This is a genomic window from Candidatus Nomurabacteria bacterium (assembly GCA_023898605.1).
Classification (GTDB): domain Bacteria; phylum Patescibacteriota; class Minisyncoccia; order Phycocordibacterales; family UBA9973; genus HK-STAS-PATE-34.
On record CP060230.1, the window covers coordinates 315,989 to 338,148 of the forward strand.

Consider the following 22,160-nt stretch of genomic DNA (forward strand, 5'->3'; position numbering starts at 1 on the left):
AGGCTACGAATTGGTACAATAGGGACTTTTGTCCGACTTGGTCGGACGAACCCCAATTTTTGGTGCCAGAAACCAGCGCCCTACCATTAGACCTGCCTGCCGGCAGGCAGGCGATCTCACATCTAAACTCTTCTTCCCAATGCTGCGGGACTTGGACTCGAACCAAGATAATCTCCTCCAGAGGGAGGTGTCCTACCATTAGACGATCCCGCAGCATTGGGAAGAAAAATTGATAAGCAATATAGATGTAACTTTACTTAAAAATCTAGATATTGGCAAATAAAAAAGGCTGCTCGAAAGCAGCCTTTGCGTTTTCTCTTTTTTCAGAGGGTCACCATAAGGTAACCCATAACCGAACGATTCTCGTATCGGTATCCGAGTCCTACCAGAGAGTTGAAGTTTTTTTGTGAAAACACTTTAACAAACCCCCATTCTCCCCTTATAAACTCTTCACCGAGAGTGCCCCCCATATCTCCGTAGACAAGAAATGTCCGGTCAGACCCGAAAAATCCGAGAAGTGTCGTGCCCATTACATAGGAAGAAGAATCCCCTTCGTTGTAATAATCACAAAGCACCAAGGCTTCCAGTCTGTCGCCAAAAAGCTTACTGACACCCACTCCGCCGTTTTGTACAGCTTCGTGATCCTCACCGCTCGGAAAAATCCGATGATAGAAACCGATACCGTTGACTCCTTTGTCGTTCATAATAGCGCCTGATATTTCGACACCACTGTCACACTGGAATACTCCAATGCCACCAAATGATCCAGAAAGGAAGTTTCCAAACAAGATACTTCCCCCTAACGCAGTTCCTGGTATGCGAGCCTGTGTCCAGGTCTCGAAATGACCAGAGAGTGTCGTTGGGTATGGTCTCATATAGGTGTACGGCCTTGCGGACTTACCAACCGCCAACCTAACCTTTGAAGTAAGGTGTAGGTTAACGGTAAAATCCGTTACCGTATACTGGCCTTCAGAGTTCATATCATAAACTCCAAATCCAGAGAATGACAAACGCTTTGTCGCTTCCCAGAAATAGCTTCCTCCAACACGGAAGTCACCACCCTGACCGACATTTAAACTATCGGTAGAAAATGACGTTGCATGAAGGTAGCCGGCGTATGCCTTGACCGAAGTATTAAGGTCATCAAATACTTCAATCTGAGCACTGGAGTGATTCAAATATCCGAGAACCACTGCAAAAAAGAGAGTTATTTTTTTCATGTGCAGGTTGTTTTGTTTCTAACATTATATACAATAAAACCTTATTTGTCAAGGTAAAATGAGAATATACTATACCCCGTTTATGCTATAATCTCGTGTATGACAAAAAAACCATATTTAACACCAGATCAGATTAGAAGAAGCTGTCAGGTTATGATACCTGGAGACGAAAGAGAGCAAGAAATGTGCGCCATAAACGGTGAACTTGAACAAGGATTCTCTATTCTAGAAAAAGCAACAAACGGTAAAAAGTCCGTAACTTTCTATGGTTCAGCTAGAACACAAGAAGGAGATCCTCTTTATGAAGCAGCTAGAGCTCTAGCATATAGACTTACCAACGAGCTAGGAGTTACAGTTGTAACTGGTGGAGGACCAGGAATCATGGAAGCTGCAAACAGGGGTGCAGTAGAAGCTGACGGAGATTCTATTGGCCTAACAATCAAACTGCCAAACGAACAAGCAACAAACAAGTTTGTTTTGCAAGAAATACCTTTTGACTTTTTTTTCACAAGAAAAGTTCTACTTTTCTTCTCAGCTGAAGCTTATATATTTTTTCCCGGAGGATATGGAACATTTGATGAATTCTTTGAACTTGTAACATTGATACAAACAGAAAAAATACCGAGAATGCCAATAATACTTTTCGGAAAAGAATTCTGGAGTAGATTAGACAACCTTATAAAAGAAGAAATGGTTGAGAAATACAAAACACTAAGTGACGAAGAAAGGAGTCTATATACAATAACAGATGATCCAAACGAAGTAGTAAGAATAGTAAAAGAAACAGACCAAAGATCTCACGAAGGCAAATAAAAAATCCCCCTTATGGGGGATTTTTTATTTCTTTAGATATTTTCTAATCGCAAGTAGACTAGATATTGTACCCAAAACTGAACCAGCCAATATAAGTAGCAGTATAAGACCCAAGAAATGATCTTTGTAATACTCCCAGAAATTCATACCGAGAAGTATTGTCATTTTGTTACCGAGCCAAAGTGAAAGCGGGTAGAATATAATCATCGTCAAAATTGCAGCGATGAGTCCGTATATAACACCCTCAACAATAAACGGACCTCGAATATATCTATTTTCCGCACCAACAAGACGCATGACCCCTATCTCTTCCCTAGATATGTATATAGTTAGTCTTATAGTATTGAATGTGATTATGACAGATATAGCCATAAGAAGTATTGTTACTGCAATACCCATAGTTCGACTATTTTCTATGATAGAAGAAAGTCTGTCTATCATAACCTTGTTTCTAGAATAGTTTATATTATCTATTATATTTTCTCCTCCTATACCCAAAACAGCATCGCTCTCAAGATATCTCACGATACTTTCATATTGAGATGGATCTTTTGCCAAAACGCTAAGAGATGCAAGAAGTGGGTTTTCGTCTAGCTCGTCTATTGCCTGGATTGCAGTAAAATCGTCTTTGAACTCTATTCTGAAGTTTGCCAGTGCTTCGTCTTTGGATGTATAGTTTACTTCTTTTACTTCTAGAAGTGCTTCTAGATCTTTCTGAACTTCAAATATCTCGTCTTCAGAAGCTGAAGATATGAAGTAAACAGTTACATCTACTTTTTCTGTAATCTGATTTAAAAGGTTACCCAAAAGCGCCTGTAGATATATAGTTATACCTACAACAGAAAGTGTTATAGTCATAACCAAAATAGAGGCGAAAGAAACAACCCCTCCTCTTTTAAAGTTTTGAAAACCTGATCTTAAAATTCTTTTTGCATCTACCCAAAACATAATATTATTTCAAATTATAGCCTCCATTTTCATCTCTAATAATTTTACCGTTCTCTAGCGTAACAACTCTTTTACCTAGAGAGTCAACCACCCCTTTGTTGTGTGTTGTAAGAAGTATTGTTGTTCCCATGTTGTTTATCTTTTCGAGAAGTTTAACTATCTCGTATGTATTGACTGGATCTAGGTTTCCCGTAGGCTCATCAGCTATCAGAAGTTCTGGCTGGTTTATTATTGCTCTTGCTATTGCAAGCCTTTGCCTTTCTCCACCGGACATCTGATGTGGGAATCTGTGTATTTTGTCTATAAGCCCAACAAGATCTAATACGTTTGGAACATCACTTTTTATTTCTTCATCTGTTCTACCTGCAACCTCCATCGCAAAAGCTATGTTTTCGTAAGCAGTCTTGTTCGGAAGAAGTTTGAAGTCTTGAAAAACAACACCAATTCTTCTTCTGTATCTTACAACATCAGACGCAGTTAACCCGTGTATGTTGACCTCTTCAAACAAAACTTCTCCGTTTGTTGGTTTTTCCTCTGCAAGAATAAGTCTAACCATAGTTGTCTTGCCGGCACCAGAATGACCAACAAGAGAAACAAACTCACCCTGTACGATATTCAAAGTTACATCGACTAAAGAGTGTGAGTCTTCTCCATATTTTTTTGTAACATTTTTAAATTCAATCATTTTATTTTTAAATAAAAAACAGCGTATATTCGAATCAGAGTACAAGTAAGATTATAGCATATGGGCTATAAAAATTAGTCTTTTATATTGTTGATATTTATAGAATAATCTTCCAAAAAACCCTCTATATTTCCATCAAAAACCTCGTCTGGGTCTCTTTCCTCATATCCAGTTCTGTGGTCTTTTACCATCTTGTATGGATGAAGTACATAAGAACGTATCTGGTTACCCCATTCGATATCTGTAGATTTGGGAACTTGCATACTTTCTATTAGAGTCTTTTTTTCTTCTTCAGCCTTTTTTACTAGTTTACCCATAAGTATCGCTAGGGCTTTTTCTCTATTGGCTTCCTGACTTCTTTCTTCTCTACTATAAGCAGATATTCCTGTTGGCTTGTGTGTTAGTCTAACCGCTGTTTCTCTTTTGTTTACGTTTTGGCCACCAGGACCACCAGATTTAGAAAATTCGTATTCCAAGTCTTCGGGTTTTATTTCTGGCAAATCTTTTGCGTTTATTATCGGTATAACTTCTACAAGAGAGAACGAGGTATTTCTTTTCGCTTTTGCGTTGAACGGAGAAACCCTGACAAGTCTGTGCACACCAGACTCACCTTTTAGTTTTCCATAAACCATATTTCCTCTAATCTCGAGAGTTATGTTTCTGAAACCACCATGGTCGTTTTTATTTTCGTGAATCAAGGAAACGTCCCAAGAATTTTTTGAAGAAAACTTCTCATACATTTCTACAAGTATACGAGAGAAATCTTCTGCATCGTCTCCACCAGCACCAGAAACAATAGAAAGAACCGCACCACCTTTGTCGTATTTTCCAAGTCCCTCTTTTTGATTTTTTAGTTCACCGAGTTCTTTTATCTTTTCTTGAGCTAGATCTTTGTTGTCCCAGAAACCCGGTTTTTGCATTTCTTCTTCGATATCACTTATCTTTTTTTCTATATCTTTCGTATCCATATACAAAGAAAGTATATCAGAAAAATACTTATTTCTGTCTTTTGTTTTTTGCTCTCTCTGACTCTGTTAGAAATATTTTTCTTAGTCTAACGCTCTCTGGTGTAACCTCCAGATACTCATCTTCGCCCATAACTTCTAGACCTCTTTCGATAGAAAGTGTCCAAGGTGGAGTAAGATTTATAGCTTCATCGCTTCCAGATGCTCTAACGTTTGTTAGTTGTTTGTTTTTGGTTGGGTTTACTGTCATCTCTTCACCTTTGGATGTATTTCCGATAACCATACCGCCATATACTTCAGTGTTTGGAGAGATATAAAGAAGTCCTCTGTCTTGGAGTCCCCATAGTGAGTATCCGAGAGCTTTACCGTTTTCCATAGATGTCATACTTCCAACTTTCTTTCGTGTTATTTCGCCTTGATACTTCCTAAATCCTATTACTCTAGAAGACATGATACCCTCTCCTTTTGTATCTATCATAAACTGTCCTCTGTATCCGAAAAGTCCTCTTGTTGGCCCTTCTAGAAGCATTCTTGTTGTATTCTCATGCATCTTCATGTCGGAAATCACAAAACCTCTCTGGCCAAGCTTTTCTATAACTGCGCCTTGGTATTCTGTTGGTATATCCAAAGTAACCTCTTCAAAAGGTTCACTTTTTACACCGTCTATTTCTTTTATGATTACTTGCGGTTGAGAAACCTGAACTTCATACCCTTCTCTTCTCATATTCTCCAAGAGTACCGCGATGTGCATCTCTCCTCTACCGTAAACTTTGTAACCTTCTATCTGTCTATCTGGATCTGGTTCAAAGTCCACTCTTAGTCCGACATTCATCTCTAATTCTTTTTCTAGTCTTTCTTTTATCTGTCTTGATGTCACAAACTTACCCTCTCTACCTGCAAACGGTGAATTGTTAACAAGAAAATCTAGTACGATAGTTGGCTCGTCTATAGAAATCATAGGTAGAGATTCTCCACTTTTGTCTACAAGAATAGTTTCTCCGATAAATATATCTGGAATACCAGCGAGTATAACTATGTCTCCCGCCATTGCCTCTTTTACTTCTTCTCTTTTCATACCAACAAAAGTAAATAGTTTTGTTATCTTCGCAGATCTTGTTTCTCCGTTTTGATTTTTTACAAAAACTGTTTCTCCTGTTTTTGCCACACCTTCATAAACTCTACCGACAGCAAGTCTTCCTAGGAAGTTATCGTACGCAAGATTGAAAGCCTGCATCTTGAATGGTTTAGTTATGTCGTTTAGAGCAACTGGCACTTTTTCTAAAATAGTTTCAAAAAGAGGTTCAAGGTCAACCCTAGGATCATCTTCTTTCTTCATGGCAACTCCGTCTCTACCTATGGCGTATATAGTTGTGAAATCAAGTTGTTCTTCTGTGGCACCAAGTTCCATAAATAGTTCAAAAACTTGATCGTGTGCTTCGCTTGGATTAGCACCGGGCTTGTCTATTTTGTTTAGTACAACGATTGGTTTTAATCCGAGTTCTAGAGATTTTTTCAAAACAAACCTAGTCTGTGGCATTGGTCCTTCTTGTGCATCGACAATCAAAAGAACTGAGTCTATAGATCTCAAAACTCTTTCTACTTCACTTCCAAAATCGGCGTGACCTGGTGTATCGACTATGTTTATTTTTGTTCCCTTATATTCTACAGAGGTGTTTTTGGCATATATGGTTATACCCCTTTCTTTCTCTAGCTGATTTGAGTCCATAGAAGAACCCTCTTCTAGAGCACCGCAAAAAGACAACATCTTGTCTGTAAGAGTTGTTTTACCGTGGTCAACGTGAGCAATTATCGCAATGTTTCTAATCTCCATTTGATTGATATTATTTATATTTCTAACTTTTATGTACGGCCTTTTCTGTACTGTTTATACTTGCCCTTCCGTAGCTTTATGCGAAGGAGGGTTTCTAATCTCCATATATTTTGTCCAAAAACAAAAAGGCCAAGGCCTTTCTAATCTAGACCCAAAATATACTACAAAAACAACATTTTATCAATAAAAGGCAGTTTGAATAAAATTAAAAATAATATAGTATAAAAACCAAGGCCTTAAGCCAATGTGGTCCCAACGTTTTGCAAAGCAAAAGTACGGGACCCCGACTAAAGCGTCGGGGCTCAGTTGGTCCCATTCGAGCCGATATAGCTCAGGTAGTAGAGCATTCCCATGGTAAGGGAAAGGTCATCAGTGCAAATCTGATTATCGGCTCGAACGGGATAAATTACGCACCCCAATAAAGGATTGGTTCAACTTGCCCCGTACAAAATTTATTTTGTTTGGGGTCCCGGCCATTGGCTCAAAAACCTACCAGAGTAAGATAAAGGTTGAAAAATAGACGTAAAAATGCTATTTTTTGTGTTGCACCATCTCGGGGTAGCTCAGTTGGTTAGAGCGCAGGACTCATAAGCCTGAGGTCGAGGGTTCGACCCCCTCCCCCGAGACAATCCTAGTATTTTCGTACATATTATGATAATCTAGGAAAACACAATTTTTATTGTTGCAGAATTGTTTTGCAGCAGTTCAACTTCTGACTAAACTGCAGCGAGCACCCATCAAGGCGCCAAGTTGTAGTGATAGTTAAAAATTGATTCTGTAAAATATATATGCAGCGGTAGCTCAACTGGTTAGAGCACCCGCCTGTCACGCGGGAGGTTGCGGGTTCAAGTCCCGTCCGCTGCGCACAGAGAAGTTTTTCTTCTCTAAAAAAAATATCGATAGTTTAAAAATATATAGATATAGCGGGGTAGAGAAATGGTGTCTCCCTAGGAGACTAATGCGCTCATAACCTTGAGAAGGTGTTGAAAGAATTAATAATTGTGATAGTTTAAAAAGTATATAGCGGGGTAGAGAAATGGTGTCTCGCAAGGCTCATAACCTTGAGAAGGCGGTTCGATTCCGTCCCCCGCAACAACAAAAACAAAACCCCCTTTCGGGGGTTTTGTTTTATATAAATCCTAGATCTCTGAAAACTGCTTCGAAGTTTCTTATGGCTTCATCTGCAGTGTGTCTCGATAGTTCAAAATTCATACCGTCGTGAGCTATCCTGTTTCTGACTTTGTGTGCCTCCCACGCGCTATTTAGATATGGAAAGTCTGATGGTTCTATACTCTTGAGCCTCTCACCCAAATTCTCTCCCTTGTAACCCGCTCTTACAATAAGCTCATCTAGAATTGTATCTGCTTCAACTATAGCAATTCTCCAATCTGTATCTTTGTCACTTTGCATCAAAGTTTTTATTCTCTCCCATCTTTCGTTTTTATGTATTTCTGAAGGTTTGCTCTTTATCATTGCGTCATCATGCAAGGACTTTTCTTTCTTTTCTTTTTTTCTATTACCTTCATATATTCTGACAAGTGTGTAGCATATAACTGTAATAAGAACGAGAAGTATAACCTTGAATATAAACTCGGCTATAGAAAAATCTCTGTTTTTTGTAAATATAGAAACAACCCACTTGAAAAACAAATAAAGTTTATAAAAAAGGTATTCAAGATTTAGAAAATTTGGAGAAAATCCTTCCATAATTACTTGATAGAAGACTCTAGGTCTTCTGCTATTTCAAATAAAGCATCATCTTCATACTTTGGTCCCATAAACTGCACGCCCATTGGTAGATCATTCTTGTTTCTCTCAAACGGTATAGATATTGCTGGAACACCTGCGATGTTTGCAGGTACGGTAAAGAGGTCTGACATCTTGATCGCAACTGGGTCGTCTATTTTTTCACCACTTCTAAACGGAGGAAACGGAGAAGTTGGTGTAAATATGACATCAACATAATCTGGATTGGACTTATCAAATACATCTTCCAATTCTTTTGTTATAGCAAACTGCATATCAAGCGCTTTCCTATAGTATGCATCGTAATATCCATGAGAAAGTATATAAGTTCCAAGAAGAACTCTCCTTCTTGTTTCCATACCGAATCCTTCTCCTCTACTTCTCGCATAAATATCGAAAAGTGTATCTCCGTCCTTTCTCCTACCGTAACGCATACCGTCATATCTAGAAAGGTTACTAGATGCTTCTGCTGGCATAAGTATATAGTAAACAGCCAGAGAGTACTCTGTCATAGGAAGTGAGATGTTTACTATTTCGTAACCTTTGTCCTCCAATATTTTTACCGCTTTTTCAAAAGACTCTTTTATGTCAGTACTTACACCCTCACCGTTTATCCAGTCTTTTGGAACACCGATCTTTTTTATTTTTCTTGGTTTTATATCTTTTGTATATTCTGGAGAAATAGAGTTGGCATCTTGTTTATCGAAAAAAGAAAGTGCTTTATACAAAACAAAAGCGTCTTTTACATTTTTGGCTATTGGACCAATTTGATCTAGAGAAGAAGCGAGAGACATGAGTCCGTATCTAGAAACAAACCCATATGTCGGCTTGAATCCTACAAGGTCACAGAATGCTGCCGGCTGTCTTATAGAACCACCGGTGTCTGATCCTAAGGAAACAAGAGCTCCATCCATGGCAACAGCTGCTGCTGAGCCACCACTAGAGCCTCCTGGTACATAATCTAGGTTTATAGGGTTTTTTGTTCTTCCAAAAGCAGATGTTTCTGTAGAAGATCCCATGGCAAACTCGTCCATGTTTGTTCTGCCTAGAAATACAGCGCCTTTGTGTCTTAGTCTTGCAACAACAGAAGAATCGTAGTTTGCTCTGTAGTGTTCTAGTATCTTTGAAGATGCGCTAGAAATTTTACCTTTGAAAAGTATGTTGTCTTTGAGTGCAATCGGTATACCTGTTATAAGTTCAGCTGTTCCGTCTTCAAACTTTTTGTCAGCATCTTTTGCTTGAGCTAGAACATCGTCATAAACCTCTAGATAAGCGTTTGTGTCTTTGTTTTTTAGTTCTATGTTTTCAAGATATGCTTGTGCAAGTTTTACTGCTGTAATCTTCCTAGATTTCATCAGTTCATGAGCAGTTTTTATATCTAGATTTCTAAGGTCTATATCCATACAATTACAAAACTTTCTTTACAACAAAATAACCGCTCTCCGACTCTGGAGCTTCTCTCAAAATACCTTCTGTGTATTCACCTTTTGGTCTCGGGTCAGTGTCTTCTCTTCTTATGTTTGTCATAGGAAATTCCTTCTTGAGACCACTTAGATCAACCTCTTGAATCTGATCTACATAAGAAAGAACCTGGCCTAGATCCTTGGCGATAGATTCTACCTCGTCTGGAGAAAGCTGTATTCTTGCCAAATCAGCCAAATATTTAACCTTTTCTTTGTCCATAAGAGAAATTATACATTATTTGAACCTTTTTTCGAGTATTTGACAAAAAGAAATATCATGATAATGTAAAGAAAAATTGCACCCATTATGAAAATAAATAAAGAACTTGCCTTGAGATATATAGGCAACCCAAAATTCTGTTCTTCTTCCGAAGCACTTCAGTACGCCAAGGGGGTTGGAGACTCAGATGTCTGGCAAACTGTCCTTGGGAGAGCTGATGTTCAGGAGTATCTCCAAGAAGATTAGCAAAAAGCGGGTAAACCCCGCTTTTTTTATTTTACTAATTTCAAAAATTCTGCTTCCGAGATTGTTTTTACACCCAGTTTTTTTGCGTCATCAAGTTTGCTTCCAGGATTTTCTCCCAAAAGCACAAAGTCAGTTAGTTTAGAAACAGAACTTGTCACCTTGCCACCATTTTTCTTAATCAAATCTTTGGCTTCGTCTCTAGAAAGAGTTGGAAGTGTACCGGTTAGAACAAAAGTTTTTCCAGAAAAAGTTTTTGTCGAACCAGAAAACTTTGTTTCATCTATAAATATTTCTATTTCAGAAAACAGATCTTTTAGGAATTCTTGGTTTTTTTTATCAGAGAAATACTCAACAAAACTTCTTGCGCCTTCTTCTCCTATGCCATATATAGATTCTATGTCTTCAAACGTAAGACTTGTTAGGATTTTATAATAATCATTGGCTTTACTTCCCCACTTTTGGAATATTTCTTTTTCTATTATTTCAGCTCCTTCTTCTCCTATGTGGAGTATCCCTATGGCATAAAGAAGGTTATTTAGTTCTATTTTTCTACTTTCATCGATAGACTTTACGAGGTTCTCTGCGCTTTTTTCTCCAAATCTTTCTAGTACATCTATATCGCCCGTTTTTAGTCTGTATATACTTTCTGGAGTATCAATAAGACCGAGATCATAAAATCTTTCTATTTGTTTTTCTCCAAAACCTACGATATTCGCACCCTTTTTGGAAACAAAATGTTTTAGTCTCTCTATTTCTCTCTTGTAGCAATTTTTATTTGTGCAGTACCAAGCAGCTGAAACCTTGCCAGAAGTGGTATTTTTCTTTTCTAGTAGAGACCCACATATAGGGCAGTTTTTTGGCATTTTGAATGACTTTTCTTTGCCAGTCCGTAAGTCCTTTAGGACTGAAACTATTTCTGGTATAACATCGCCTGCTTTTCTCAAGATAACAGTGTCGCCTATCTTTACATCTAGTCTTTCTATTTCTTCTTCGTTGTGAAGAGTTGCCCTAGAAACAAGTGACCCTGCGATTCTGACAGGTCTTAGTTCCGCTACAGGAGTAATGGCTCCAGTTCTACCGACTTGGACCGTTATCTTTTCTAGAACTGTTGTAGTTTCTTCTGCTTTGAATTTATAAGCTATCCCAAATCTTGGTGCCTTGGATGTATATCCTAGAGAATCATATTTTTCAACTTCAGAAACTTTTATAACTATTCCATCCACGCCATATTCTTTGTCCTCTCTGAGATCATTTTCTTTTTGATAAAACTTTTCTACTTCGTCTATATTTTTTGCCACATAAAAGTTTTTGTTTATAGGTAATCCTAGGTCAGAAAGTTTTAGTAGTATATCTTTTTGAGTTTTTATATCTTGGAAATCATCAAAATTTTCTATCGAATAGAAGAAAACTTGTATATTTCTCGAACGAGTTACAGACGGATCTAGCTGACGTAAACTTCCAGCTGCAGCATTTCTAGTATTGGCAAAAAGTGGAAGCTCTTCTTTTTCTCTTTCTTTGTTTAGTTTCAGAAGATCACTTTTCTTCATCCACGCTTCTCCGACAACTGTAACGTCAACTTTTTGGTTCAATTTTTTTGGGATAGAATCTATAGCCATAACACTATGTGTTATATCTTCTCCGACTTCACCGTCTCCTCTTGTTGCACCAAGTACCAGCTCTCCTCCTTTGTAAGTAACTATTATTTTCAATCCGTCTATTTTTTCTTCGCAAACATAACTCATGGAAGTATCTAGATCATCTCCAGATAGAATTTTTTTCAATCTTTCTTCCCATGCTGTAAGCTCATCAAAATCAAAAACGTTATTGTAAGAATACTGAGGATAGATATGTTTTACCTTGGTGAATTTTTCTACTGGAGCCCCGCCGACTTTTGAAGTTGGCGAGTTTAGCGCCATGTTAGGATATTTCTCTTCCAATGCCAAAAGCTCAGAAACGAGAGCATCATATGCCTCGTCGCTTATTTCTGGCGAATCTTTTTCGTGATACAACCCTCTATGATAGTCGATTATACTAGAGAGTTTTTTTGCCCTCTCTTTATCCTTTTTCGGTATATCCATGTATTTTTAGTACTTAAAACGAGAATAGTGGGTATGTGACCCTGAGGGCCCTTTCTACAACAAGCGGAGAGATCCCCACCTCCTCACAAGACTTATTATAGCCGAAAGACTCGATTTTTGTATAAAGGCCACCTTCGTCCTCAAAACCCTTGTCTATACGGACATCTGCACACCAAGAATCAGCTGCGAGTTTGAACCTATACTGTGTATCTCCTGGATCATCTTTGGTTACAGTTCCAGAAACCCCACCGCAAGTGAGAGATGTGGCAAAAGAGGCCGTAGCAGAAACGGGAAAAGCGCTCTCTGCTCTATCATGATAGAGCGCACATTCTACACCCCTATCTGCCGCAAAGAAAGACAAGTCTGACTCCTGAGCAACTCTAGAAAGAACAATTTCTTTATAAGAGATTCGAGTTATACCAACAACCATGAGAAGTATCACAGATGCTAGAAGTACTGTGTAGAGTGCAATGAATCCAGATTGTTTGTTTTTGTTTTTCATAATCTAAAATAATGGATCTATCCAGTTCATCAAAAATGTATAATTTTCTTCAGAGTAAACATTTTCTCCTTGCTTCCAATAAACAGTTGAGAAAACTTCGACTTCTTGATTCCCCGAACCAATATCTTTGACAGTTATAACTCTAGTAAACGGAGAAATTTCTCCTCCAGAACTATATCCATACGCACCGTTATCTATATATAAAGCTTGGCAACCAAGTTCCGCGTCTGCATCACAAGAAATGACATCTTTTGGAAAATATGGATCTACTGCACAACCAGAAGAACATTCACCCATAAGAGTTGCAAAATCAGACCAACCAAGAGCTGGATCTATAAGATAGCTATCTCTTATGTTTCTTATCATCTCTACTCCTTCACTTGCCAAGTGGCTCGCGATGGCTTTGTTCTTGGCATACCTTAGGTTAGATGCGCCAGCAGAAGAAACGATTATCATACCCGCAACAGAAGACATGAGTATAAGTATTGCAACCAAAGTTTCTATCAAGGTAAATCCTCTTTGTGAGTTTTTATTTATATTTTTGAAAAGTTTATATTTCATAATCTATAAATCTAAGTGAGACTGTTGATTGATAAGAAAACGGTGAAGTGTAATCTTTGTAAGTTGCATAACCAGAAAGTGTGATTGTCACATATGGCTGTATACCATCTACTCCGGTACCGAAAACCAAGAATCTAGTCTCCTGTGGATCTAGATAAACATTGTTTGGTAGAAGTGGTAGATATGTATTACCACCGTCTCTAGAACGGTATATTTTTGCATTTTCCCCTTTTGTAACTATTTTATAAGAGAATTGATCAAAAGGAGTTTCTTCGTCGCCATAAGCAGATTCGAACGATATACCCCAGTTACCAAAATCCGGATCACAATCAGCGGGACTTGGAACAGTTTCGCTATCTAGTATCGGATCAGAAAAACTGGCTGGATAGTCTCCTGTTTCTGGGTAAGAAGCTCCGGAATCACATCTTATATAAAGAGCTGTTCTTGTATTCCTAGTTATGTCTTCAAGTGTATAAGACACAGCATCTAGAGAACTTTTGATAGACTCGGATCTTCTATAGCTGAAGTTTGAACTAAGCAGCGCACCGATGGCAGAAATCATGATTATGGTAAACAAAGAAACAGCAACTAGCACCTCTGCCAGTGTAAAACCTTTTTGATTTTTGTTTGCATGATTTATCATATTTCCAGTTTTTGTGTATTTATTCTACCAACAAGATCTACAGAAGAAGACCAAGAAAGACTCTGATCAGTATTTGATTTAAGTGTTACAACAACGCTGTTACAAGGAAGCTCTAGATCGTCTAAAGAAACACAAGAAATTCTGGGCGCTGGGTCAGGCCTTGTAAAAAGGATGGTAACTTCTTTCAATTTGCATTCTGGTTCTGCTGTTCCTCCAAAAAATGCACAGATAGAATCTATCTCAATATCTGGATCATCTATGTTTATATAATCTAGACACTCTCCAGACGAACATGACCCTATCGCTCCATCTAGGTCAAAAAGTCCGTTTCTTGGGAAGTTGTCTGCAAATTTATAGAAACCTTTTTTATCTTCGCTGTTGAAATATATCCCATAAGAAGGTGCAGAAGCAGAATCGTAAGGAAGCCCATAAGAGAACAAATCACTACCCAAAACCCCAGAAACGGCTTGTAGTTGTGTCTCTCTTATATAAAGAGAGACTTCTTGCGCCAAGTTTTGAAGTGCAACGTTTCTATCAAAAGTTCTGTAACGAAACAAAACAACAAAACTCATAGAGGCAAATATACTTACCACAACGATAAGCTCGATAAAGGTCATACCTTTTTCCTCATTTATGTTTTGTTTCAAAAAATTAAACATTTTATCTAAAGAAGATCGAAGATATTGTCTGGAAGTCTACCTGGAAAATCAGAACCACTAGTGTTGCAAATACCAAGAATGGGCCAAACGGTACTTCTGTCTTCATGCCAACTCTAGATCTTGAAAATCCCATCATCAGGATAGAAACTATAGCTCCAAACCAAAACGATATAAGTAACGCCGAGAAACCTGAAGAAAGCCCCAAGAAAAATCCCATACCGAGCATATACTTCACATCTCCAAACCCCATAAGCCTACCTTTTGAAAGTAGCCAAAGAAGAGCAAACGGTGCGGCAAGAATAGGTCCAGCTAGAATGTTATCCAATATGTCGAATCTTTGTGTGAGAAATATTCCGATAAACGAAAGCATGATGAACGAGTAAACCATTTCGTTTGGAATAATCTTGTGCTTCAAGTCATAAAGAGCTATACAGATAAGAATAGACACTATCGTTAGATAATAAGAAAGCGCTATAAATAAGTAAAAAGGATCAAACAAGAATCTTCCTGCGATAGAAAGATATACTCCCATAAAAGTAAGTCCTGTTAGAACTTCTACTAGAAAATACTGTGGTGAAAGATCTGTTTTACAAGTTCTACACTTCCCACCTTGTGCGCAGAAAGAAAATATAGGTATAAGTTCATACCAAGACAAAGTTTTGCCACAACTCATACAACAAGATCTACCGCTTCTTCCTCTTCCTGTATTCCATCTTATAACGACTACATTTAGATAACTCCCTATAATAGCTCCAAAGATAAATATGATTATGGCTATTAGTGAATTCATGCTATTTTAGTATTTTATCGTAACATTTGTTACCACTATCTCCAGCTTGGCAAGCCGCTGTATCAGCTCCCAGTATAGAATAACTGTTGGCGTTACCACATCTATCGATTATGTTGTCACCAGTAGCTGCTATACCAGTAGCAGTAGAAGTAAAGTCTCCATCTGTTGTTAGAACGGTATTGTCTTGTTCAAGAGAAACTCCAACATGATAGTAACCACAAGCATTTGTTATACCAGAAACTGTATTTAATCCTGTATAGTGTATCTCTCCTGGCTGACTTGATATAAAGTTTGGGATAAGTTGATCCATTGTTTTTGGATAATATCCATTTTGAGAGTAGAAGATTGCTAGTGCTTTTTCTACCTCTTCCATTTCGCTAACTCTTTTAGCATCACGCCCTCTTGCTCTTGCTGTACTAAGAACAGCCAAAACAATAGACGCAAGTAATCCTATTATTGCTATAACAACCAGAAGCTCTATTAAAGTAAATCCTTTTTGTTTTTTCATAAAAATGAATTAATATTTATTTATATAAATCTAATTATACTACAAGTAGTAAAACTATTCACAAGAAGCAACGTTTGATGTAACGCCAGCTATTCCACTTTGCGCAGCTGTACCCTCGCTATCTATACACCAAGTGTCTCCGTTGTCAGATTTTAGGGGCACAGATATAGCCCAGCTATCAGCGTATGTTCCAGGTCCAGAAGACACGCAGTCAGCGTCTTCTCCTCCGTTTTTCTGAACAGAGTCTTTTATGGCCTTGTTTATTACTGAGTCAGCAAATATACCAGCATCGCAATCAGAAGATTCGACTTTTGCACCAAAGTGTCCGTAGTCAGAAAAGTATATGTTGGTTTGAGCCCTCATGTGATTTAGGTTTCCCTTGATAGCAGTGTCAGATGCTTTATCTCTAGCACCATTTAGTGCTGCAATAACAACACTAGCCAAAACACCGATTATAGCGATAACTACAAGTAGTTCGACTAAGGTAAAACCTTTGTTTTCTTTCATATCAATATTAATTCTACAACAAGTCAAAAAATAACAAAAGCCACTTTTGAACAAAGTGGCTTTTGTATAAATCAGACTGAGTCTAACTAGTTAGTACAGTCGATATTTGTATCTGAAGTTCCAGATACTGTAGAACCTGCAGTTGTTGCAGTTCCTGTGTAGTCTACACAGTAGAATGTTCCAGCCTTAAGCTCTATTTCAGCAACCCACTCATCATCGTCAGAAGCACAAACTGCAGTGTTTCCTGTTGCGTTTCCAGCAGCAGTTATAGCAGCAGCTATAGTTGAGTCTCCTGTACATGCAGAAGCGTAGCTGTTTGAGTTGTTGTCATAGTAAAGCTCAAATTGAGGTCTTGCGTTGTTAAGGTTTGATTTTGCAGCAGCATCTGCTCCTTTGTTTCTCGCTGAGTTTAGTGAAGCAAGAACAACTGAAGCTAGGATACCGATGATTGCAATAACAACCAAGAGTTCTATCAAAGTGAAACCTTTTTCAAAAGTTTTTTTCATAATAAATTTTATATTACTAGTTTTACTTATTAAGGCACTTGATTAACGGCAAGCACCAACCGCTTCTTATAATAACCTTATTCTAGCATAGACGCTTGAAAAATAAGGCAAATCTTCATTGTGGAAAACTTTTAGGCTATTCCACTCGCAATATTATAGATAGGAACAAGTACTGATGTCAAAAGTACACCAACAGCAAGCCCCAAGAAAACAATCATTATAGGCTCAATCAATCCAACGATAGTATCGACTGCGTCGTCTACCTCTCTTCTGTAGAATCTAGACATTGTTTTTAGTATCTGTCCTATTGAACCAGTTTCTTCACCGACTTGAACCATTTGCACCATTATCTCTGGTATAAACTCTTCTCCTTCTAGAGATTTGGACAAGCTATTTCCACCTTTTACTTCTACAACTGCGTTTTTCATGATTGCTTCATACACTTTGTTCCCTACAACTTCAGCTGTAACTTCTAGAGAACGAACGATTGGGATACCAGAAGAAAGCATTGTTTCTAGGTTGTCAGATATACGCGCTAGGTATAGTTTTCTAAACAGTCCGCCAAGTATCGGGAATTGTAGTTTTACGTTATCTAGATATTTCTTTCCAGCTTGTGTCCTAGTAAGCCTAAAGAGCCACAGTCCACCTATGATCACAATAAATAGTACGAAGATTCCGTAGTTTACAAAGAAGTCCGATATACCAATAACTGCTTTTGTATAAAGTGGTATATCTTGTCCGGACTCTTTTATGATTTCAGAAAGTTTAGGTATAACTGCTGTAAACATCAAAACCATAACGACGATAAATGTGAAAATAACAAACGCAGGATATATAAGAGCGTTTCTTGTTTTTGTAGTCAGCGCGTATTGTCTTTCTAGATAGTCAGCTAGGAACAAAAACGTATCAGAAAGTTTTCCAGACTCTTCACCCGCTCTAACCATGTTTACATAAAAGTTTGAGAATATACGTGGATGCTTTTCTAGTGCACCAGAAATCTGATAACCAGCCTGAAGGTCATCTACTATTTTGTTTAGAGTATTTCTGAGAAGTGTGTTTTTTGCGGTACCTGAAAGAAGAGAGAACGCCTTGAGTGCAGAAACTTGTGCTTCGAAAAGTGTTGCGATTTGTCTAGAAACGATAACGATATCTTTTAGCGGAACATGCTCGTATATAGAAAGTTCTAGTACATTTTTTTCTTCTTCACTTTTTATACCGGAAACAATAAGACCTCTTTTCTGAAGAGCTTGTATAGCAAGATCTTTGTTGATTGCCTCAACTATACCCTCTTTTGTCTTCCCTGTTTGATCTATTGCTTTATATTTGAAATTCATATTTTTATACTAGTTGGTCAAATGCTTTTGGATTTGTAGAGTAAAGTCTAGCATTTTCCATTGTTATTTCTCCCCTTCTAACCAAATCTAGAAGAGATCTGTTCATATCAACCATGCCTTGCTCATATCCTGTTTCGATCAAAACATCTATCTCATGAGTTCTTTTTTCTCTTATTAGGTTTGATACGGCGTTTGTATTTATAAGAAATTCGTATGCCGGAACTCTACCGCCAGTTATTTTTGGAACGAGTCTTTGAGAAAAGATTCCTAGAAGAGACGATGCTAGTTGTGTTCTTATCTGATCTTGTTGACCAGCTGGGAATGAGTCTATGATTCTGTCTATTGTTTGAGAGGCATTGTTTGTGTGGAGAGTCGATAGAACAAGGTGACCAGTTTCCGCCGCCGTTACAGCTGCTGCCATAGTTTCGTGTGTTCTCATCTCACCAATCATAAGAACATTTACGTCCTGTCTAAACGCACCCTTGAGTGCTGATTCAAAATCGTGTGTATCTATACCAACCTCTCTTTGGTCGATGATAGATCTTTTTGATTCGAACATATATTCTACTGGATCTTCGATTGTAACTATATGCTCTGCTCTTTCGTTGTTTATAAGGTTAACCATAGAGGCAAGAGTTGTAGATTTACCTTGACCAACAGGACCCACTACAAGGAAGAATCCCTGTTTTTTTCTAGCGTAGTCTTCTATTATCTTTGGAAGTTGAAGCTCTTCTATAGTTTTTACCTTTGGTATAAGTCTAAGAGCAATGCTTATAGCACCCTTCTGAAAAAATGCATTACCTCTAAGTCTTGCTTCTCCACTTCTAAAGCTATAAGAAAAGTCCATTTCTTGTTTTTCTAGAAACTCTTCTACTCTTTCTTTTATCAAAAGAGAAGAAAGGAATCCCATCATGTCTTCATCTGTCAGTTCTTTCTCTGCTACAAGTTGTATCAATTCTCCAGAAACTCTGATAGATGGAAAACGCTTTGCAGAAAGATGCAGGTCTGATCCGTTTTCAGCTATGAGTGTTTCTATTAGACTTTCGAGTTTTTTGCTGTAATCCATAAAATGATTATATCATGTGTTGTTTTTAAAAATATACCCGCGCTATTCCACAAACTAATTTGTAGCAAAGTTATAAGTTTCTTTATAAGGAATTTTTCCTTCTGCACTTTTTATAAGTGCGTCCTCATACATCGTAAGCATGCCTTTTGATCTAGCTAACTTATATATTTCTGGCTCTACTGGATTAGACAATATAAGTTTCTCCATTTCTTTATCAACTTCATACATTTCGAAAACTGCCATTCTACCCTTGATACCACTAGGACAATCTGGAGTAGGAACTGCGTCATAAAGACTTCCTCCTAATGGAATTTTATCTTTGTGTTCTTTTGGAAGATCTTCGAACTGTTTGTCGATCATTAGCTTCATACTTTCATCTATATCTATCTTTTTTGCCCCGCCGTCACATATAGTTCTAGCTAGTCTCTGTGCGATTGATAAAACGAGTGTTGGAGCAATAAGGTACGGGTCAATTCCCATGTCTACAAGTCTAGGCACAACACCTATTGCGGAGTTGGTGTGGAGAGTCGATAGCACAAGGTGACCTGTTAGCGCTGCTTGTATTGCAAGTTGTGCAGTTTCTTTGTCACGAATCTCACCGACAAATATGATGTCCGGGTCTTGTCTCAAGATAGAACGAAGTCCAGATGCAAAAGTGTATCCGATCTCTGGCATAACTTGTGATTGACTAACTCCGTCGATTCTATACTCGACTGGATCTTCTAGCGACACAACGTTGCTTTCTTCTCTGTTTAGTTCTTTCAGCATAGAGTAAAGAGTTGTAGATTTACCAGAACCAGTTGGACCAGTTATAAGGATAAGTCCGTATGGTCTTGAAAGTGCTTCTTTGACCATTTTGTAATTTCTCTCTGAAAGCCCAAGTTCACTGAGTGGCTTCACACCCTTCTCCGAGTCTAGTATTCTCATCACAACTTTTTCTCCGTTTTGTGTCGGGAATGTCGATACACGGAAATCAATCTTTCTACCTTCTATCTTTGTAGAGAAACTTCCGTCCTGAGGTTTTCTTTTCTCATCTAGTCTCAATTTAGAAAGTATCTTTATTCTAGCTACAACTCCAGAAGAAGTTGTAGGAGGAAGAGTAATAGAAGTATGGAGTATTCCATCTATTCTAAATCTTACGTTTACTTTTTCTCCTGTGTTTTCTATGTGTATGTCAGAAGCGTTTCCTTCGACTGCGTACTTTATGATAACTGCTACGATTTTTATGATTGGAGCTTCTTCAACTATCTTTTCTTCCTCTTCTTTTGAAAGTTGTTTTTTACCTTTTTCTATTATGACGTCGTCTACGTTGGCTTCTTTTATCTCTGAGTCTAGTTCAGAAAGTGCAGTATCAACCTCACCAGACAGACCCTTGTATATATCAAATATCTTTTCGTATTCAGAATATGTTATGACAAAAAGCCTAAACGGCATGTTGACCGACGTAGATATAAACTGAAGTGCATCAGTTGCTTCTATGTTGTCTGGATTTAGTATACCTACTTCCAAAACTCCATCAGTGACTCCTATCGGTACAAACCTATAGTGTCTAGCTGAATCCTCTGGTATATATTTTGCGATATTTGTAGAAACTTGTTTTGGGTTGATCTCTTTGTATGGTACGCCGTAAACTTCTGACTTTGCTTTGGCGACAAGCTTTTCGTCTATGCCCATTTCTACCATAGCCTTGTCTACATCACCTCCGAATTTTTCTTCAGAAATACGAAGAACCTCCGAAACCTGTGGTTCGGTGATTATTTGTCGCCGAACTAATTCCTCTAAAAAAATCATAACAATTATAGACCTTCCGGTATTGCTACTGGTCCAGTCGTTGATCCAGAAGAAGCTCCAGAAGAACTGCCTCCTGTTGTAGTCGGTACTGTAGTTTGTGTTTGTGTGCTAGTTTCTACTTCTGGCAATTCAGATCCTGGCAAAACCACTGGTTCGTCATAACCAATAGGTGCAAACGGATTTGGTCTACCCTGACCTGCATCTGGAACTAAAGTTATAGTGAAATCTTGTAGTGACTGGAAAGAGTTTGAAGAAAAGATTTTGTCGTCTAGTTTTATAGATTGTAGGTTTAGAAGTGTTACAAGGAAATCCTCTCCAACTGCACCGCTATAATCAGAAAGTAGTGTGTCTATCTCACCCGCGGTTGTAGACGAAAGACCAGAACCAGAATTTTTCTTGGAAGAACCAGTGTATGCTAGAACAGCAACGATTAGTATCAATATTACGAATAGTAGAATTATTTTCTTAGTCATATATTAGTTCTTTAGCCAATAAGTTTTTATAGAAAAACTATACTTGTAACTGTCGTTTACGACCCCCGCTTGTGTTGTTGTATAAAGTGATGAGAAAGAAACATCTGTCACGTCAACTACTCTCAAGCTACTTTCTAGGTCAGATAGGAATGCTAGGAAGTTTTCATATGATCCTTCTGTAGAGAAAGAAAGTGTCGACTCAGAATAATCTCGGTTCAGATATGCTAGTTCCGCAGGAGTGATTTTGCCGATTGGTGCACCGTTTGCATCTGTCTCTTCTTTGTCTGGAGAAGCATAAGAAACTTCTTTTACAATCATTCCATACTGAGCTGCGATTCTCTCTATTTCTATGATAAGTCTTATACTATCTACGTTGTCTGGAAGAAGTTTTTCTACTCGATCTAGGTCACTATCGTTGAAGTTGCTGTATTTTTCTGCGAGTGCGTCTCTTATCTCTTGCAATTCTCTTGCATTTTGGAGTGCTTCATCATATGCCAAAGCTTCGACTTTCATAGTCTTGATTTCTTCGTACATAGGTCTAGTGAACCCGACAAAGGCTAGCACTGATCCGACTATAAGTAATATTGGTAAAATAAATCTCATAA

The 22,160-nt window shown here is 38.0% G+C and carries 24 protein-coding genes and 5 tRNA genes; 6 read left to right on the forward strand and 23 right to left on the reverse strand.

The genetic code is table 11. From position 1 onward, the window contains the following. Nucleotides 1-142 precede the first annotated feature (142 nt). Both H6791_01785 and H6791_01790 read right to left on the reverse strand, forming a co-directional pair. Nucleotides 143-213, reverse strand: a tRNA-Gln gene (locus H6791_01785). Nucleotides 214-323: 110 nt separating this feature from the next. Continuing rightward, a complete protein-coding gene (locus tag H6791_01790; GenBank protein ID USN94479.1) occupies nt 324-1,220 on the reverse strand; it encodes a hypothetical protein in 897 nt (298 codons plus the stop codon). Nucleotides 1,221-1,319: 99 nt separating this feature from the next. Between H6791_01790 and H6791_01795 the strand changes: the two genes are divergently transcribed. Then, on the forward strand, nt 1,320-2,033 hold the full coding sequence (locus tag H6791_01795; protein ID USN94480.1) for a TIGR00730 family Rossman fold protein: 714 nt from the start codon (nt 1,320-1,322) through the stop codon (nt 2,031-2,033). 24 nt (nt 2,034-2,057) lie between these two features. On the opposite strand, the gene H6791_01800 is transcribed toward H6791_01795, so the two are convergent. The 4 genes from H6791_01800 to typA all read right to left on the reverse strand — a co-directional run bounded on the left by H6791_01800 (nt 2,058) and on the right by typA (nt 6,462). Beyond that, the gene (locus H6791_01800) at nt 2,058-2,981 is read right to left on the reverse strand and encodes an ABC transporter permease (protein ID USN94481.1); all 924 of its coding nucleotides are present in this window, start codon (nt 2,979-2,981) and stop codon (nt 2,058-2,060) included. Nucleotides 2,982-2,985: 4 nt separating this feature from the next. Then, nucleotides 2,986-3,666 carry a cell division ATP-binding protein FtsE gene (gene ftsE, locus H6791_01805; GenBank protein ID USN94482.1) on the reverse strand — a complete coding sequence of 227 codons (681 nt, stop codon included), beginning with the start codon at nt 3,664-3,666 and terminating at the stop codon, nt 2,986-2,988. Between the two features lie 74 nt (nt 3,667-3,740). Next, entirely contained in the window at nt 3,741-4,634 is an 894-nt protein-coding gene (locus tag H6791_01810) for a PCRF domain-containing protein (protein USN94483.1), read from the reverse strand. Nucleotides 4,635-4,662: 28 nt separating this feature from the next. After that, nucleotides 4,663-6,462: a translational GTPase TypA gene (gene typA, locus H6791_01815; GenBank protein USN94484.1), complete on the reverse strand. Its 1,800-nt coding sequence runs from the start codon at nt 6,460-6,462 to the stop codon at nt 4,663-4,665. Between the two features lie 320 nt (nt 6,463-6,782). Between typA and H6791_01820 the strand changes: the two genes are divergently transcribed. The 4 genes from H6791_01820 (at nt 6,783) to H6791_01835 (ending at nt 7,555) form a co-directional block, all read left to right on the forward strand. Then, a tRNA-Thr gene (locus tag H6791_01820) sits at nt 6,783-6,855 on the forward strand. A gap of 159 nt (nt 6,856-7,014) precedes the next feature. Beyond that, nucleotides 7,015-7,088 (forward strand) — tRNA-Met (locus H6791_01825). Between the two features lie 164 nt (nt 7,089-7,252). Next, nucleotides 7,253-7,326: transfer RNA gene (locus H6791_01830), tRNA-Asp, on the forward strand. Nucleotides 7,327-7,484: 158 nt separating this feature from the next. Further along, a tRNA-Met gene (locus H6791_01835) sits at nt 7,485-7,555 on the forward strand. 35 nt (nt 7,556-7,590) lie between these two features. Here the strand turns inward: H6791_01835 and H6791_01840 are convergent. From H6791_01840 to gatC, 3 genes are read right to left on the reverse strand one after another with little or no spacing between them, the layout of a single operon-like run. Then, nucleotides 7,591-8,169: a hypothetical protein gene (locus H6791_01840; GenBank protein USN94485.1), complete on the reverse strand. Its 579-nt coding sequence runs from the start codon at nt 8,167-8,169 to the stop codon at nt 7,591-7,593. 2 nt (nt 8,170-8,171) lie between these two features. Next, complete coding sequence (gene gatA / locus H6791_01845; GenBank protein ID USN94486.1) at nt 8,172-9,611, reverse strand: Asp-tRNA(Asn)/Glu-tRNA(Gln) amidotransferase subunit GatA; 1,440 nt, start codon at nt 9,609-9,611, stop codon at nt 8,172-8,174. A 4-nt stretch (nt 9,612-9,615) separates the two neighbouring features. Beyond that, entirely contained in the window at nt 9,616-9,891 is a 276-nt protein-coding gene (gene gatC / locus H6791_01850) for an Asp-tRNA(Asn)/Glu-tRNA(Gln) amidotransferase subunit GatC (GenBank protein USN94487.1), read from the reverse strand. Nucleotides 9,892-9,978: 87 nt separating this feature from the next. Here gatC and H6791_01855 point away from each other — a divergent pair, with 87 nt between their 5' ends. Beyond that, complete coding sequence (locus tag H6791_01855) at nt 9,979-10,137, forward strand: hypothetical protein (GenBank protein USN94488.1); 159 nt, start codon at nt 9,979-9,981, stop codon at nt 10,135-10,137. Between the two features lie 26 nt (nt 10,138-10,163). On the opposite strand, the gene ligA is transcribed toward H6791_01855, so the two are convergent. The 14 genes from ligA to H6791_01925 all read right to left on the reverse strand — a co-directional run bounded on the left by ligA (nt 10,164) and on the right by H6791_01925 (nt 22,158). Then, the gene (gene ligA, locus H6791_01860; protein ID USN94489.1) at nt 10,164-12,215 is read right to left on the reverse strand and encodes an NAD-dependent DNA ligase LigA; all 2,052 of its coding nucleotides are present in this window, start codon (nt 12,213-12,215) and stop codon (nt 10,164-10,166) included. A 13-nt stretch (nt 12,216-12,228) separates the two neighbouring features. Beyond that, the gene (locus H6791_01865; GenBank protein ID USN94490.1) at nt 12,229-12,717 is read right to left on the reverse strand and encodes a hypothetical protein; all 489 of its coding nucleotides are present in this window, start codon (nt 12,715-12,717) and stop codon (nt 12,229-12,231) included. A 3-nt stretch (nt 12,718-12,720) separates the two neighbouring features. After that, nucleotides 12,721-13,278, reverse strand: a complete 558-nt coding sequence (locus H6791_01870; GenBank protein ID USN94491.1) for a type II secretion system protein — start codon at nt 13,276-13,278, stop codon at nt 12,721-12,723. Then, complete coding sequence (locus H6791_01875; protein USN94492.1) at nt 13,268-13,921, reverse strand: prepilin-type N-terminal cleavage/methylation domain-containing protein; 654 nt, start codon at nt 13,919-13,921, stop codon at nt 13,268-13,270. Before H6791_01875 ends, H6791_01870 begins: the two co-directional genes overlap by 11 nt. Further along, nucleotides 13,918-14,568, reverse strand: coding sequence for a type II secretion system protein (locus tag H6791_01880; protein USN94493.1), 651 nt, complete (start codon nt 14,566-14,568; stop codon nt 13,918-13,920). The genes H6791_01875 and H6791_01880 overlap by 4 nt, the downstream gene beginning before the upstream one ends. A gap of 13 nt (nt 14,569-14,581) precedes the next feature. After that, on the reverse strand, nt 14,582-15,370 hold the full coding sequence (locus tag H6791_01885) for a prepilin peptidase (protein ID USN94494.1): 789 nt from the start codon (nt 15,368-15,370) through the stop codon (nt 14,582-14,584). A gap of 1 nt (nt 15,371) precedes the next feature. Then, on the reverse strand, nt 15,372-15,878 hold the full coding sequence (locus H6791_01890; protein ID USN94495.1) for a prepilin-type N-terminal cleavage/methylation domain-containing protein: 507 nt from the start codon (nt 15,876-15,878) through the stop codon (nt 15,372-15,374). 54 nt (nt 15,879-15,932) lie between these two features. Beyond that, complete coding sequence (locus H6791_01895; protein USN94496.1) at nt 15,933-16,385, reverse strand: type II secretion system protein; 453 nt, start codon at nt 16,383-16,385, stop codon at nt 15,933-15,935. Nucleotides 16,386-16,471: 86 nt separating this feature from the next. Then, nucleotides 16,472-16,891, reverse strand: a complete 420-nt coding sequence (locus tag H6791_01900; GenBank protein ID USN94497.1) for a type II secretion system protein — start codon at nt 16,889-16,891, stop codon at nt 16,472-16,474. A gap of 131 nt (nt 16,892-17,022) precedes the next feature. Further along, the gene (locus tag H6791_01905) at nt 17,023-18,225 is read right to left on the reverse strand and encodes a type II secretion system F family protein (GenBank protein ID USN94498.1); all 1,203 of its coding nucleotides are present in this window, start codon (nt 18,223-18,225) and stop codon (nt 17,023-17,025) included. 4 nt (nt 18,226-18,229) lie between these two features. Further along, the gene (locus tag H6791_01910) at nt 18,230-19,291 is read right to left on the reverse strand and encodes a PilT/PilU family type 4a pilus ATPase (GenBank protein ID USN94499.1); all 1,062 of its coding nucleotides are present in this window, start codon (nt 19,289-19,291) and stop codon (nt 18,230-18,232) included. Nucleotides 19,292-19,345: 54 nt separating this feature from the next. Then, nucleotides 19,346-21,082, reverse strand: coding sequence for a Flp pilus assembly complex ATPase component TadA (gene tadA, locus H6791_01915; protein USN94500.1), 1,737 nt, complete (start codon nt 21,080-21,082; stop codon nt 19,346-19,348). Between the two features lie 5 nt (nt 21,083-21,087). Beyond that, complete coding sequence (locus H6791_01920) at nt 21,088-21,555, reverse strand: hypothetical protein (protein USN94501.1); 468 nt, start codon at nt 21,553-21,555, stop codon at nt 21,088-21,090. 3 nt (nt 21,556-21,558) lie between these two features. Further along, entirely contained in the window at nt 21,559-22,158 is a 600-nt protein-coding gene (locus H6791_01925) for a hypothetical protein (GenBank protein ID USN94502.1), read from the reverse strand. Nucleotides 22,159-22,160 lie beyond the last annotated feature (2 nt).